The organism is Pseudomonas sp. F2 (assembly GCF_057174385.1).
The window spans coordinates 1,363,992-1,378,465 of record NZ_CM169904.1 but is presented as its reverse complement, the minus strand read 5'-3'; the positions used below and the strand labels follow the sequence as shown (position 1 = coordinate 1,378,465).

Genomic DNA, 14,474 nt, shown 5'->3' with positions numbered 1-14,474 from the left:
TGATGCCCAAAACCTTGCCTGCAACGGCCGTGGTGACGGCCCCCGCCAACCTCCTCCACCCGCCCCGCACGCTGGCCGGGCGCGGCAGTTCGTGGGTGGTGAGCTCGGCGGTGCTGGTGTCGTTGCTGTCACTGCTGCCGATTGCCTTCGTGATCGGCGTGGCGTGGTACACCGGTTGGGCGACCATCGAAGCCTTGGTGTTCCGCCCGCGGGTCGGCGAGTTGCTGATCAACACCGTGCTGCTGGTGCTGATCACCTTGCCGCTGTGCATTGTGCTCGGGACAACCCTGGCCTGGCTGACCGAACGCAGCAATCTGCCCGGCCGGCGTCTGTGGTCCCTGCTGGCGGTTGCGCCACTGGCCGTGCCGGCGTTCGTCCACAGTTATGCATGGGTCAGTCTGATTCCGTCGATCCACGGTCTGCCGGCCGGCGTGCTGGTGTCGGTGATCGCCTATTTCCCGTTTCTGTATTTGCCGATTGCCGCGACCTTGCGCCGTCTCGATCCAGCAATCGAAGACGTTGCGCAATCCTTGGGGCTGAAGCCGTGGGCGGTGTTTTTCCGGGTGGTGTTGCCGCAACTGCGGCTGGCCATCTGCGGGGGAGCCTTGTTGGTCGGCCTGCATTTGCTGGCCGAGTACGGCTTGTACGCGATGATCCGTTTCGACACCTTCACCACGGCGATCTTCGATCAGTTCAAATCGACCTTCAACGGCCCGGCCGCCAACATGCTCGCCGGGGTTCTGGCGCTGTGCTGCCTGGCGATGCTCACGGCGGAATCCGCTGCCCGTGGCCAGGCGCGTTATGCGCGGGTCGGTTCCGGCAGCGCCCGGGATCAGCGCAGCGTGCAACTGGGGCGCGGCGCGACAACCTTGGCGCTGCTGCTGCAAACGCTGACGTGCCTGTTGGCACTGGGTGTGCCGTTGCTCACGTTGGGCCGCTGGCTGGTGGCCGGTGGTGCGCAGGTCTGGCAAGGCGACGAGCTGTTGCCAGCCTTGCTGCAAACCCTGTCGTATGGCGTGGCCGGCGCATTGTTGACCAGTGTCGCGGCGATTCCCATTGCGTGGCTGTCGATCCGCTCTCCGGGCAAACTGCAGCGCTTGCTGGAAGGCTGCAACTACATCACCAGTTCACTGCCCGGCATTGTCGTTGCTTTAGCGCTGGTCACCGTGACCATTCATTTCGCCCGGCCGATCTACCAGACCACCATCACGGTGCTCTTGGCCTATCTGCTGATGTTCCTGCCGCGGGCGCTGGTCAGTCTGCGCGCCGGTTTCGCGCAAGCCCCGGTCGAGCTGGAAAACATCGCACAAAGCCTTGGCCGCTCGCCGTTGCGCGCATTGTGGCTGATCACTGTGCGCCTGGCGGCCCCCGGCGCGGCGGCAGGTGCGGCGCTGGTGTTCCTGGCAATCACCAATGAGCTGACCGCAACCCTGCTGCTCGCGCCCAACGGCACGCGCACCCTCGCTACCGGTTTCTGGGCGATGACCAGCGAAATCGATTACGCCGCCGCAGCGCCTTACGCGCTTTTGATGATCCTGCTTTCACTGCCGCTGACGGCCATTCTCTATCACCAATCCAGGCGTACCGCTGGCCGATGAACGCTCTCGAACTGCACAACCTCAGTAAAACCTTCGGCGCGCAAAAGGCGCTCGACGACGTCAGCCTCAACGTACCGACCGGCAGCCGCACAGTGATCGTCGGCCCCTCCGGTTCCGGCAAAACCACGCTGTTGCGGATGATCGCCGGGTTCGAATTCCCCGACAGCGGCAGCCTTACGCTCAACGGTCAGACGCTGGTGGACCGCAGCCACGCGGTGCCGGCCTATCAACGGCAGATCGGTTACGTGCCGCAGGACGGTGCGTTGTTCCCGCACATGACGGTGGCGGCGAACATCGGCTTCGGTCTGGCCCTGACCGGAGCGACCCGCACCCAGCGCATCCTTGAGTTGATGGACAGCGTCGCCCTCGACGCCAACATGGCCCACCGTTGGCCACATGAGCTGTCGGGCGGCCAGCAACAGCGGGTCTCGCTGGCCCGCGCGCTGGCGCAACAACCACGACTGATGCTGCTGGATGAGCCGTTCTCCGCCCTCGATACCGGTTTGCGCAGTGCCATGCGCAAAATGGTCGCGCGTCTGCTCGAAGACGCCGGCGTCACCACCATTCTGGTGACCCACGATCAGAGCGAGGCGTTATCGTTTGCCGATCAATTGGCCGTGATGCGCAGTGGCCGGCTGGTGCAGTCCGGGCATCCGATGGATCTCTACCGCTATCCGCAGGATGAACAGACCGCGCACTTTCTCGGCGAAGCGGTGGTCCTGCCCGCGCAGATCGAGGCGGGTTGGGCGCATTGCGATCTGGGTCAAGTGGCGGTGAACAGCAACGGTTTCAGTGGCGCCGCGCAAATCATGCTGCGCCCCGAACAACTGCTGATCGCCGAGGTGGCCTCTGACAGTCATGGCTGCCACGCGCGGGTCACCGACCGTGATTTTGCCGGCAACACCTGCACCTTGACGGTTGAACTGAGTTCATCCGCGACTCAGGATCCGGCCCGTTCGATTCTGGTGCGCAGCTCCGGCATGCACGCACCGCCCGCCGGCAGCGCGGTGCAGCTGTCGGTGCTCGGGGCGGCGCATGTGTTTGGCCTGAACTGATCAGAGATCGAAGCGATCCACCGCCCGCCGCCGCTCGTTGTCATCGCGCACATCGTAGTTGGCGGTGGTCTGGATGTTGCTGTGATGCGCCAGTTTCTGCGCAATCGACAGGTCGTGCTCCTCGATCACCCGAGTGATGAACGAGCGACGGAAGTCGTGGGGCATGATCTTCACTCCGACCTGCGTGCCGCGCTGACGGGCAATGTAGTAGATCGCATGCTTGGTAATGCGCTCGCGGGTGATGTGGCTGCCACGGCGAATGCGGTTGAACAGAAAAGCATCGTCGCTCTCGCCTTCCTTGAGCTGCGAACGGCGCAGTTCGAGCCACGCATCAAGCTTGCTGAATGCCCACGCCGGCGCGTACTTGATCAACTGCTTGTTGCCCTTGGCGGTGACGCACAGGCTGCGCTCGGTGAAGTCGACCTGATTCAGGTCCAGGTCCACCGATTCCGACTTGCGCATACCCGTGCCGTACAGCAACGCGATGATCGCCGCATCGCGCAGGCCCTGCGGGCGCGGGTCGGCAGCGCAGACTTCCATCAATTCGTGAATCAGCGTGCGCTTGAGATTGCGCCCCTGGGACAACCGTGTGCCGGCAATGCCCTTGACCGAGCGCATCTTCAAAAGATGTTCCTGGCTGATCAGGCTCATGCGCCAGGCCTCGTTCATGACGCCGCGCACCGCATTCACATACAACGAAGAAGTGTTCGGTGCGTAGTTGTCTGCGCGTAATGCAGCGACCAGTGCAACAACATCTTCTGGTTGCAAGGCATGCCAGGGAATCTCTTCGACATTCATGTCTTCAAAGCCCAGGCGATCGGCCGCATCTTGCAGCACGTAACGCATGGTCAATTGGCTGGAGGGCGCCAAACGTGCGAGGTACAGACTCATCGGGTTGGCTTTTGGAGCGTCGGGGGTTGCAGCAACTAAATCAATCAAACGTTAAACCTTGAGTAAAAAATGTACAGCACTACAACAACTAACAAATGCAATGTACTTGAAGTAAAGAAGGTACTTGAGCGGAACTGTCCGACAAAAAACTGCGATGGACGGCAGAAGCCTGAACAGCGGCTGTATAAGTGACAGATAAACGATTCGCCAACCGGTTTTTCATGTTCCTTTCACAAAAACCGGCATAACCTTAATTCCCATAGGTTCGGTAGTGGCTATGCCCCAACCTGCCGGGCAAATCGTGAAAAGTCAATCTATCCCCGACGTCATGCTTTTTTTGCCAAGTTATTGATGCAGGAGCGCTTTTCTGTGTCTACGCTGAGGCTGGATCCAATAATCGCGTGAATCCATCCTTTATTTTTTGTAATGAGGTGCCCATGAGTCAGGCGTTTCTCCCCTTCTCTCGCCCCAGTATCGGCGATGAGGAAATTGCCGCTGTCGAGCAGGTGTTGCGCTCGGGCTGGATCACCACGGGGCCGAAAAACCAGGCACTCGAAGAGCAATTTGCGCAGTACGTGGGTTGCAAGCACGCGGTGGCCTTGTCTTCGGCCACCGGCGGGATGCACATCACGCTGCTGGCCCTGGGCATCGGCCCGGGCGATGAAGTCATCACCCCGTCGCAGACCTGGGTCTCGACCGCCAACATGATCTCCCTGCTGGGCGCCAAACCGGTGTTCGTCGATGTCGACCGCGACACGCTGATGACCGACGCTGCACGCATCGAAGCGGCCATCACCCCGCGGACCAAGGCAATCATTCCGGTGCACTATGCCGGCGCAGCATTCGATCTCGATCCGCTGTATGCCCTGGCCGACAAACACGGCATCCCGGTCATCGAAGACGCCGCCCACGCTGCCGGCACCCGCTACAAGGGCCGTCATGTCGGTTCGCAAGGCACGGCGATCTTCTCGTTCCACGCGATCAAGAACATGACCTGTGCCGAAGGCGCAATGTTCGTCACCGACGACGAAGCCCTCGCCAGCCGCGTGCGCATGCTCAAATTCCACGGCCTGGGCGTCGACGCCTATGACCGTCTGACCGGTGGCCGCAAGCCGCAGGCACAGGTAATGGAACCGGGCTTCAAGTACAACCTGGCCGACATCAACGCCGCGATTGCCCTCGTGCAGTTGCAGCGCCTGGACGAAATCAACGCCCGCCGCACCGAACTGGCCACGACCTATTTGCAAAAGTTCGAAGGCCTGCCAGTGCAACCGCTGGCCCTGCCCGATTATGCCCAGCAACACGCCTGGCACCTGTTCATCCTGCGCATCGACAGCGAGCGTTGCGGCATGGACCGCGAAGCCTTCATGAAGGCGTTGCAGGATCAGGGCATCGGCACCGGTATCCATTTCATCGCCACCCACTTGCACACCTGGTATCGCCAGCGTGACCCCGACCTCTACCTGCCCAACACCGAATGGAACTCGGCGCGGCTGTGCTCGATTCCGCTGTTCCCCGACATGACCGGTCAAGACCTTGACCGTGTGGTCGGTGCCATCGCACACATCATGGAAAAACGCCTGTGAAACCTTATCCAATCCGTAGCGTGTCGATCGTCATCCCGGTCTACAACGAACAGGAAAGCCTGCCCGAACTGCTGCGTCGTACCGAGGCGGCCTGTCGCCAGTTGCATCACGATTTCGAAATCGTGCTGGTCGACGACGGCAGCCGCGACGAGTCGGCCAACATGCTTGAAGAAGCCGCCGGTCGTGAAAACAGCCCGTTCGTGGCGGTCATTCTCAACCGCAACTACGGTCAGCACGCCGCGATCATGGCCGGTTTCGAACAGTGCAAGGGCGACGTGGTCATCACCCTCGACGCCGACCTGCAGAACCCGCCGGAAGAAATCCCGCGACTGGTGGCCGAGGCTGAAAAAGGTTACGACGTGGTCGGCACCGTGCGCGGCAATCGTCAGGACTCGGCGCTGCGCCGTTATCCGTCGAAGCTGATCAACCTTGCCGTGCAGCGCTCCACTGGCGTTGCCATGAGCGACTACGGCTGCATGCTGCGTGCCTACCGCCGCACCATCATCGACGCGATGCTCGCCTGCCGCGAACGCAGCACGTTCATTCCGATCCTGGCCAACAGCTTCGCCCGTCACACCACCGAAATCGTCGTGGCCCACGCCGAGCGTGAACACGGCGACTCGAAATACAGCCCGATGCGCCTGATCAACCTGATGTTCGATCTGATCACCTGCATGACCACCACCCCACTGCGTTTGCTGAGCATCGTCGGCTTCGCCATGGCCGGGCTGGGTGTGCTGTTCGCCGTCGCGCTGATCGTTCTGCGCCTGGCGTTCGGTGCCGGTTGGGCCGGTGACGGCATGTTTGTGCTGTTCGCCGTACTGTTTGTGTTTACCGGTGGCCAGTTCATCGGCATGGGGCTGCTGGGTGAATACCTCGGTCGCATGTACAGCGATGTGCGCGCCCGTCCGCGTTTCTTCATCGAAAAGGTGTTGCGCAGCCAGCCGGCCGATCCGGCCCCTGCCGTCACCGTTGATGGTCTTTCTTCTACCGCTACTTCTTCCACTTCCGATCAGGTTCTCTCATGAGTGCAAAAACTGTTGTCTTCGCCTACCACGATATTGGCTGCGCCGGCATTGAAGCCCTGCTCAACAGCGGCTTTGACATTGCAGCAGTGTTCACTCACGCCGATGATCCGAAAGAAAACGCGTTCTATGCCTCGGTGGCCCAGCTGTGCGCCAACAAAGGCATCCCGGTACACGCGCCGGAAGACGCCAACCACCCACTGTGGATCGAGCGCATCGCCAAGCTGGACCCGGAATACATCTTCTCCTTTTATTACCGCAACCTGCTGAGCGAGCCACTGCTGGCCCTGGCCAAAAAGGGTGCATTCAACCTGCACGGTTCGCTGCTGCCACGCTACCGCGGCCGCGCTCCGGCAAACTGGGTGCTGGTCAACGGCGAAACCGAAACCGGCGTGACCCTGCACCGCATGGTCAAGCGCGCTGATGCCGGCGCCATCGTTGCCCAGCAGCGCGTTGCCATTGAACGCAGCGACACCGGCCTGACCCTGCACGCCAAACTGCGCACCGCCGCCAGCGACCTGCTGCGCGACACCCTGCCGAACATGCTGCAAGGCAAGATCACTGAAACCCCGCAGGACGAATCGAAAGCCACCGTGTTCGGTCGTCGCACCCCGGCGGACGGCAAACTGGTCTGGGCCAAACCGGCCGAAGAACTGTTCAACCTGGTGCGCGCCGTGACCCGTCCTTACCCGGGCGCCTTCTGCGCCGTGGGCGAGCACAAACTGATCGTCTGGAGCGCCGACGTCGTCAAGGGCAACGAAGGTCAGGCGCCAGGTCGCGTGATCAGCGTCGATCCGCTGCGCATTGCCTGCGGTCAGGACTCGCTGGTGATCAACGCCGGTCAGCGCAACGACAACGGTCTGTACCTCAGCGGCCCGCAACTGGCCAACGAACTGGGTCTGGTCGATGGCTCGCTGCTGCGCGGCGCCGAATCCGGGCGTGCGCCACGTCGTACCCGCGTGCTGATCCTCGGTGTCAACGGCTTCATCGGTAACCACCTGTCCGAGCGCCTGCTGCGTGACGACCGCTACGAAGTCTACGGTCTGGACATCGGCTCCGACGCCATCGACCGCCTGCGCAGCCACCCGAACTTCCACTTCGTCGAAGGCGACATCAGCATTCACTCCGAGTGGATCGAGTACCACATCAAGAAGTGCGACGTGGTCCTGCCGCTGGTGGCCATCGCCACGCCGATCGAATACACCCGCAACCCGCTGCGCGTATTCGAACTGGACTTCGAAGAGAACCTGAAACTGGTTCGCTACTGCGTCAAGTACAACAAGCGCGTGATCTTCCCGTCGACCTCGGAAGTCTATGGCATGTGCCAGGACAAGAACTTCGACGAAGACAGCTCGAACCTGATCGTCGGTCCGATCAACAAGCAGCGCTGGATCTACTCGGTCTCCAAGCAACTGCTGGACCGCGTGATCTGGGCTTACGGCGCCAAGGGCCTGAACTTCACCCTGTTCCGTCCGTTCAACTGGATGGGCCCGCGTCTGGACCGTCTGGATTCGGCGCGTATCGGCAGCTCCCGCGCCATCACCCAGTTGATCCTCAACCTGGTGGAAGGCACGCCAATCCGCCTGTTCGACGGTGGCGAGCAGAAGCGTTGCTTCACCGACATCGCTGACGGCGTTGAAGCCCTGGCGCGCATCATCGACAACGACAACGACGTGTGCAACGGCCAGATCATCAACATCGGCAACCCGGAGAACGAAGCCAGCATCCGTCAACTGGGCGAGGAGCTGCTGCGTCAGTTCGAAGCACACCCGCTGCGTCACAACTTCCCGCCGTTCGCCGGTTTCCGCGACGTGGAAAGCAAGGCGTTCTACGGTGCCGGTTACCAGGACGTGGAACACCGCAAACCAAGCATCGCCAACGCCAAGCGCCTGCTGAACTGGGAGCCGACCGTGGAAATGCGCGAGACCATCGGCAACACCCTGGACTTCTTCCTGCGTGAAGCCATGCTCGAAATCGCGGACAAGAAGTAATGCAGGCAGGTCTTCGTATCGATGTCGACACCTACCGCGGCACCCGAGAAGGTGTGCCGCGTCTGTTGGAGATGCTCGACGAGGCGCAGGTCAAGGCAACGTTTTTCTTCAGTGTCGGCCCGGACAACATGGGCCGGCATCTGTGGCGCCTGATCCGCCCGCAGTTCCTCTGGAAAATGCTGCGTTCCAACGCTGCCGGCCTCTACGGCTGGGACATTCTGCTGGCCGGCACCGCCTGGCCCGGCAAACCGATTGGCCGTGATCTCGGGCACCTGATGCGTCAGGCCCGGGACGCCGGTCACGAGGTTGGCCTGCACGCCTGGGATCACCATGGCTGGCAGGCCAATGCCGGGCGCTGGAGTGACGCGCAACTGATCGAACAGATCCGTCGCGGCGTCGACACCTTGAGCGACATCCTCGGCGAAAAGATCCAGTGTTCGGCCGCCGCCGGTTGGCGTGCGGACGAGCGCGTGATCGAGGCCAAGCAGACTTTCGGCTTTCGCTACAACAGCGATTGCCGTGGGCAGAGCCTGTTCCGTCCGCTGCTGGCGGACGGCACACCGGGCACGCCGCAGATTCCAGTGGACCTGCCGACCTTCGATGAAGTCGTCGGCCCGCACGTGGCGGCGAAGGACTTCAACGCCTTCATCCTCGACCGGTTCCAGTCGCAAGCACTCAACGTCTACACCATTCATGCCGAAGTAGAAGGGATTCTGATGGCTCAGGACTTTCGTCAATTGCTGGCCGATGCACGCCAGCGCCACATTGACTTCCAACCCTTGGGCAACTTGCTGCCCGAGTATTTCAATACCTTGCCCGTGGGCCGCGTGCAACGCGGTGCGCTCGAAGGCCGCGAAGGCTGGCTGGGAGTGCAAGGCGCATGACCAGACGCTGGGCACTGCCGCTGTTGGTCGGCCTTTGTCTGCTGGCCTATCTGTTGCCGTTGAGCACCCATGGCCTGTGGATCCCCGACGAAACCCGTTACGCACAGATCAGCCAGGACATGCTGCTCAGTGGCAACTGGGTGTCGCCGCATTTCATGGGCCTGCGGTATTTCGAGAAGCCGATTGCCGGCTACTGGATGATCGCCATCGGCCAGGAACTGTTCGGGCAGAACCTGTTCGGCGTGCGCTTCGCGTCGGCCCTCAGCACGGCTTTGAGTGTGTTGCTGGCCTACCTGGTCGCGCGCAGGCTATGGAACGATCCGCGCAAGAGCTTCGTCTGTGCCCTGCTCTACATGAGTTTCACAGTCGTCGCCGGTCAGGGCGGGTACGCCAACCTCGATCCGCAGTTCACCTTCTGGGTCAACCTGAGTCTGGTGGCGCTGTGGTTTGCGCTTGACAGCAAAAGCACCGGGCACCGCCTGGGCGCCTGGGCGCTGCTGGGGCTGGCCTGCGGCATGGGCTTCATGACCAAGGGCTTCCTCGCCTGGTTATTGCCGGTATTGATCGCGTTGCCGTGGATGCTCTGGCAGAAACGCTGGCGTGAACTGCTGGTGTTCGGTCCGGTGGCCATCGCCATCGCGATCGTCGTCAGCTTGCCGTGGGCACTGGCGGTGCACGCACAGGAACCGGATTACTGGCGGTTTTTCTTCTGGCACGAACACATCCGCCGCTTCGCCGGTGACGATGCGCAGCACGATGCGCCATGGTGGTTCTATCTGCCGCTGTTGGTGGCGTTCAGTTTGCCGTGGGTTGGTCTGTTGCCGACCGCGTTCAAGCAAGCCTGGCAAACCCGGGCCCAGCCGAACATGGTTTTCCTGCTGCTGTGGCTGTGGTTGCCGCTGGGCTTTTTCAGCCTGAGCAACGGCAAGCTGCCGACCTACATCCTGCCGTGTCTGCTGCCATTGGCACTGCTGCTGGGCAACGCGCTGGCTGATCGTCTGCGTCTGGAACAAGGCCGGGCGCTGGGGATCAATGGTCTGCTGAACCTGCTGCTGGGTGTGGTCACCCTGATCGCACTGGTTTACCTGCAACTGAACAAACCGGTGTACGACCACGAACTGCACAGCATGGTGCTGGTGTTCATTGCGTTGATCGGCTGGATCATCGCCAACCTGGCGCAAGCGTTCCTGCCACTGCAATGCTGGGCGGCACCGGCGCTGGGCAGCCTGTTGCTGGCCGGGATCCTGCCGGCGGCGTTGCCCAAATCGGTGGTGGCCAACAAAACCCCGGATCAGTTCATCCGTCATCACGTCACTGAACTGTCCGGTGCCACGCACTTGCTGAGCAACGATCTGGGCGCCGCAGCGGCACTGGCCTGGCGCATGAAACAACCGCAAGTCGCGCTGTACAACACGGTCGGCGAACTCAAGTACGGTCTGTCCTACCCGGAAGGTGCTGAACGCCGACTCACCAAAGACAACGTTCAGCAATGGGTCCGTGAAGCGCGCCGCAGCGGCTCGGTCGGCGTGCTGATGCGCGTCAAGGGCCAGGACGAACTTGAAGAACTCGATCTGCTGCCTAAAGACGGTACCCGTTACGAATCGGGCAATCTGGTGATCATGGTGCTGCCCAAGGATCCGTCATGAGCTGGTTGCTGTTACTGACGGCGTGTCTGCTGACGTGTCTGGGGCAAGTCGCACAGAAGTTCGCCGTGGAGAGCTGGCGCGGCGTTGAGTCGTCGTGGGCTGACAAACTGCGTTCGCCGTGGTTGTGGCTGGCGCTGTTTTCACTGGGCAGCGGGCTGCTGGTCTGGCTGCTGGTGCTGCAGCGTCTTGAAGTGGGCATCGCTTACCCGATGCTCAGCCTCAACTTCGTACTGATCACCCTGATCGCCCGCTTCGTCTTTCACGAGCCCATCGACCGCCGGCATTGGCTGGGCGTGGCGCTGGTGATCGGTGGCGTGGTTTTGCTGGGGCAACAGTCATGAACCAGGCACGAGGTATCGGTTTTGCGCTGGCCAGCGTGGGCCTGGTCAGCGCTGCCCAGTTGGGCATGCGCTGGAGCATGACGCGCCTGCCGCAACCGGAACAATGGCTGGCGGCGTTGAGCACTGGCAGTGTCGATCTGTCGGCACTGGCTGTGGTGGTGGCGGCGATTTTCGCCTACGCCCTGTCGATGCTCTGCTGGCTCGCGGCCTTGCGCGATCTGCCGCTGGGGCGGGCCTATTCACTGTTGAGCATCAGCTATGCGCTGGTGTACCTGCTGGCGGCCAGTCTGCCGCTGTTCAACGAATCGTTCAGTTTCACTAAATCGCTGGGCGTGGCACTGGTCATGCTCGGGGTCATCACTATTAACACTCGTCCGTCTCGTGCGCCCGAATTCAGGAGTGCTCCATGAAAATCACAGTATTTGGTAGCGGTTATGTCGGTCTGGTGCAGGCCGCCGTGTTGGCCGAAGTCGGTCACGACGTCGTGTGCATGGACATCGATCAGAAGAAAGTCGAACTGCTGCGCCAGGGTCACGTCAGCATCTTCGAACCGGGCCTGTCGAGCCTGGTGCGCGAAGGCCTGGACTCCGGCCGCCTGCATTTCACCTCGGATGAAAAACTCGCCGTGCAGCACGGTCGCGTTGCGTTCATCGCTGTCGGTACACCGTCCAGCGACGACGGCTCGGCGGATCTGAAATACGTGCTGTCGGTGGGTGACGCCGTGGCGCGCCACCGTGAGCAGCCGCTGATTCTGGTAGAGAAATCCACCGTGCCGGTCGGCACCGGCGACACCTTGCGTGCGCACATTCAGGCGGCGCTGGACAAGGCCGGTCGTGAACTGCAGTTCGATATCGTCTCCAACCCGGAATTCCTCAAGGAAGGTTCGGCGGTAGCCGACTGCCGTCGTCCCGATCGCATCGTCATCGGCTGCGAAGGTGACGAAGTGCAGGACGTGATGCGTGACCTGTACTCGCCGTTCAACCGCAACCATGACCGCATCATGTTCATGGACCTGCGCAGCGCCGAGCTCACCAAATACGCCGCCAACTGCATGCTGGCGACCAAGATCAGCTTCATCAACCAGATCGCCGAACTGGCCGAACACCTAGGCGCCGACATCGAATCCGTCCGTCAGGGCATCGGTGCCGATACGCGCATCGGTTACCACTTCATTTACCCGGGCTGCGGTTATGGCGGCTCGTGCTTCCCCAAAGACATGCGCGCGCTGATTCACAGCGCCGAGCAGGCGCACTGCTCCAGCGACCTGCTGCAAGCGGTCGAAGCGATCAACGAGCGGCAGAAGCACAAGCTGTTCGACCGTATCAACGCGTTCTACAAGGGTGACCTGCGCGGCAAGACCTTCGCCCTGTGGGGCCTGGCGTTCAAGCCGAACACCGACGACATGCGCGACGCACCGAGCCGCGTGCTGCTCGATTCGCTGTTCGCCGCCGGCGCCAGTGTGCGCGCGTTCGACCCGGAAGCGATGCAGGAAACCCAGCATCTGTACCCGAACGAAGAAAAACTGATGCTGATGGGCACCCCGGAATCGGTGCTGGCCGGTTCCGATGCACTGATCATCTGCACCGAATGGCAGCAATTCAAGGCCCCGGATTTCGACCTGATCGAGCAACGCCTGAAAGCCCCGGTGATCTTCGACGGCCGCAACCTGTACGACGCCGAGCGTCTGGCACGCAACGGCTTCAAGTACTTCCCGATCGGCCGGGGCGATTCGCGCAAACTGCCGATGCCGCTGCAGCAGTGGCCTCACAAAGCGGAAGTCGCTTGATCACGTTGTCGCCTGTCATCCGCCGGCAGTCCCTGATCGCAGGGCTGCTGGCACTGCTGTTGTTTATCGCCGGGGTTTACGGACAGGCTCCCATTGGCTTCGATTCACGTTTTGTGCTGTTTGCCCAAGAGATGCTCAGGCACGGGCCAACGGTATTCCCGACGACCTACGGGCAGCCATACGCCGATTATTCGGCGCTTTCGACGCTGTTCATCTGGCTGTTGTCGCTGCCCTTCGGCGCGATCAACACCCTGACGGCATGGCTGCCCAGCGCCATTGCCGGCGGCGTGATCGTGACGTTGATGTACCGCTTGCTGGCGGTGCATTCGCAACGCTGGGCATTGATCAGCATTGCGCTGATGATGCTCACCAGCACCTTCGTCACCGAAGTGCGCGCGGTGTCGCAAGACCTGATGCTCGCCGCCGTGGCGCTGTCGGTGTTTTATCTGGGCTACGCTCGCGACCACTTCGGTTCCGGCCCTCGCTGGCCGTTGATCTTTGCCCTGCTGTTGCTGGGCTTCGGGATTCGCGGGCCGATCGGCCTGGTGGTGCCGACCGGCATGCTCTGCAGTTACTACTTGCTCAATCGTGAGTGGAAACGCCTGTTGGTGTTCGGTGTGCTGGCGTCGATCCTGCTCGCCGCGTGCGTGGGGCTGCTGTTGTGGCTGGCCAGACTCAGTGGCGGCGAAGCGTTCCTGCAAGACGTGATCCGCATGCAGTTCATGGGGCGCATGGACGGCAGTGAAGGCGTCAGCGGTTCGCTGTATTACTTCACCAGTTCCATGGGCAACTACGCACTGGCATATCCGCTGGCGATCCTGGCGTTGGCGGCGACCTGGCTGAGCAAACCGCATCAGCGCGGGCCGGCCTTGCGTCTGGTGCAATACTGCGCTGCTGCCGGGCTGATCGTCATGGTTGGCCTGTCGATTCCGCAGGCGAAGAAGGCGCGTTACCTGCTGCCGATGTTGCCGATGGCGGCGATCATCGCGGCGTACCCGTTTCAGGTGCTGCACGGTCGGGTGTTCCGCGTATTGCGTGGGGTGATCCAAGGTATCTGGCTGGTGACGCCGGGACTGTTGATGGTGGCCCTGCTGGTTGCCAAACGCCGCTTCCCCGAGCAACTCGACGGTCTGACTCTGGTGCTGATCGTGCTCGGTGTTCTGCAATTGCTCGCGTTGTCGCGCCTGTTGATACCGCGTTGGCGTGCCGAAGTGCTGGCGCTGTGCTCGGTGCTCGCATTGTGGATGGTGTATGCCGCGGTGTTCGAACCGGTGGAGCGACGCTTGTACGACACGCAGGCGTTCAGTCGCGCCGCCTTCGCGCAGGTGCAGCAGAACCCGGCACCGCTGGTGCTGCACGGCATGGGCAAAGACGCCAAGGCGATCAAGTTCATGGTCAACGTCGAGCAGGACCTGCAACCGCAGTTCACCGAAACGGTGCAGCAACTCGAAGCCCTCAAAGGCCCGGCCTGGCTGATGATGGACAGCAAGGACCTGCAATCGCTGCAGGGCACCTCGCTGGCGGGCCTGCAACCGGTGCTGGCCGGCCGTTTCGACAAGAACGATTACGTGCTGTTGTACCTCAACCCCTTGTAGGAACTGATTGAGGCTGCGATCTTTTGCGCTTTCAGGAAAAAGATCGCAGCCTGCGGCAGCGCTTACAGGGACTTTT

11 protein-coding genes and 1 pseudogene are annotated in these 14,474 nt (G+C 61.8%); 11 read left to right on the top strand and 1 reads right to left on the bottom strand.

The features are described 5' to 3' along the window. Positions 1-2: 2 nt before the first annotated feature. Both AC193Q_RS05990 and AC193Q_RS05985 read left to right on the top strand, forming a co-directional pair. Positions 3-1,598 (top strand): ABC transporter permease, encoded by a 1,596-nt coding sequence (locus tag AC193Q_RS05990; protein ID WP_483879625.1) that lies wholly within the window; start codon positions 3-5, stop codon positions 1,596-1,598. After that, on the top strand, positions 1,595-2,653 hold the full coding sequence (locus AC193Q_RS05985; protein ID WP_483879298.1) for an ABC transporter ATP-binding protein: 1,059 nt from the start codon (positions 1,595-1,597) through the stop codon (positions 2,651-2,653). The genes AC193Q_RS05990 and AC193Q_RS05985 overlap by 4 nt, the downstream gene beginning before the upstream one ends. Here the strand turns inward: AC193Q_RS05985 and AC193Q_RS05980 are convergent, their stop codons facing one another. Beyond that, a complete protein-coding gene (locus tag AC193Q_RS05980) occupies positions 2,654-3,544 on the bottom strand; it encodes a site-specific integrase (RefSeq protein WP_108182683.1) in 891 nt (296 codons plus the stop codon). Positions 3,545-3,981: 437 nt separating this feature from the next. Here AC193Q_RS05980 and arnB point away from each other — a divergent pair, with 437 nt between their 5' ends. The 9 genes and pseudogenes from arnB to AC193Q_RS05935 all read left to right on the top strand — a co-directional run bounded on the left by arnB (position 3,982) and on the right by AC193Q_RS05935 (position 14,398). Further along, a complete protein-coding gene (gene arnB, locus AC193Q_RS05975) occupies positions 3,982-5,130 on the top strand; it encodes a UDP-4-amino-4-deoxy-L-arabinose aminotransferase (RefSeq protein ID WP_086791189.1) in 1,149 nt (382 codons plus the stop codon). After that, a complete protein-coding gene (gene arnC / locus AC193Q_RS05970; RefSeq protein WP_239777006.1) occupies positions 5,127-6,158 on the top strand; it encodes an undecaprenyl-phosphate 4-deoxy-4-formamido-L-arabinose transferase in 1,032 nt (343 codons plus the stop codon). Before arnB ends, arnC begins: the two co-directional genes overlap by 4 nt. Next, complete coding sequence (gene arnA, locus AC193Q_RS05965) at positions 6,155-8,146, top strand: bifunctional UDP-4-amino-4-deoxy-L-arabinose formyltransferase/UDP-glucuronic acid oxidase ArnA (RefSeq protein ID WP_483879297.1); 1,992 nt, start codon at positions 6,155-6,157, stop codon at positions 8,144-8,146. The genes arnC and arnA overlap by 4 nt, the downstream gene beginning before the upstream one ends. Continuing rightward, complete coding sequence (gene arnD / locus AC193Q_RS05960; protein WP_041063807.1) at positions 8,146-9,030, top strand: 4-deoxy-4-formamido-L-arabinose-phosphoundecaprenol deformylase; 885 nt, start codon at positions 8,146-8,148, stop codon at positions 9,028-9,030. The genes arnA and arnD overlap by 1 nt, the downstream gene beginning before the upstream one ends. Continuing rightward, the gene (gene arnT / locus AC193Q_RS05955; protein WP_483879296.1) at positions 9,027-10,676 is read left to right on the top strand and encodes a lipid IV(A) 4-amino-4-deoxy-L-arabinosyltransferase; all 1,650 of its coding nucleotides are present in this window, start codon (positions 9,027-9,029) and stop codon (positions 10,674-10,676) included. Before arnD ends, arnT begins: the two co-directional genes overlap by 4 nt. After that, positions 10,673-11,017, top strand: a complete 345-nt coding sequence (arnE, locus tag AC193Q_RS05950; protein WP_095669197.1) for a 4-amino-4-deoxy-L-arabinose-phosphoundecaprenol flippase subunit ArnE — start codon at positions 10,673-10,675, stop codon at positions 11,015-11,017. Before arnT ends, arnE begins: the two co-directional genes overlap by 4 nt. Beyond that, positions 11,014-11,427 (top strand): 4-amino-4-deoxy-L-arabinose-phosphoundecaprenol flippase subunit ArnF, encoded by a 414-nt coding sequence (arnF, locus tag AC193Q_RS05945; RefSeq protein ID WP_086791179.1) that lies wholly within the window; start codon positions 11,014-11,016, stop codon positions 11,425-11,427. The genes arnE and arnF overlap by 4 nt, the downstream gene beginning before the upstream one ends. Further along, a pseudogene (locus AC193Q_RS05940) lies at positions 11,424-12,805 on the top strand (UDP-glucose dehydrogenase family protein); the annotation flags it as partial. The gene arnF and the pseudogene AC193Q_RS05940, both read left to right, overlap by 4 nt. Continuing rightward, positions 12,800-14,398 (top strand): ArnT family glycosyltransferase, encoded by a 1,599-nt coding sequence (locus AC193Q_RS05935; protein ID WP_483879624.1) that lies wholly within the window; start codon positions 12,800-12,802, stop codon positions 14,396-14,398. The pseudogene AC193Q_RS05940 and the gene AC193Q_RS05935, both read left to right, overlap by 6 nt. The last annotated feature ends 76 nt before the right edge of the window (positions 14,399-14,474 follow it).

Coding starts and splice junctions, on each gene's coding strand:
- AC193Q_RS05980 (WP_108182683.1), bottom strand. CDS start 3,544: ATGAGTCTGTACCTCGCACGTTTGGCGCCCTCCAGCCAATTGACCATG.
- arnF (WP_086791179.1), top strand. CDS start 11,014: ATGAACCAGGCACGAGGTATCGGTTTTGCGCTGGCCAGCGTGGGCCTG.
- arnA (WP_483879297.1), top strand. CDS start 6,155: ATGAGTGCAAAAACTGTTGTCTTCGCCTACCACGATATTGGCTGCGCC.
- AC193Q_RS05985 (WP_483879298.1), top strand. CDS start 1,595: ATGAACGCTCTCGAACTGCACAACCTCAGTAAAACCTTCGGCGCGCAA.
- arnB (WP_086791189.1), top strand. CDS start 3,982: ATGAGTCAGGCGTTTCTCCCCTTCTCTCGCCCCAGTATCGGCGATGAG.
- arnD (WP_041063807.1), top strand. CDS start 8,146: ATGCAGGCAGGTCTTCGTATCGATGTCGACACCTACCGCGGCACCCGA.
- arnT (WP_483879296.1), top strand. CDS start 9,027: ATGACCAGACGCTGGGCACTGCCGCTGTTGGTCGGCCTTTGTCTGCTG.
- AC193Q_RS05990 (WP_483879625.1), top strand. CDS start 3: ATGCCCAAAACCTTGCCTGCAACGGCCGTGGTGACGGCCCCCGCCAAC.
- arnE (WP_095669197.1), top strand. CDS start 10,673: ATGAGCTGGTTGCTGTTACTGACGGCGTGTCTGCTGACGTGTCTGGGG.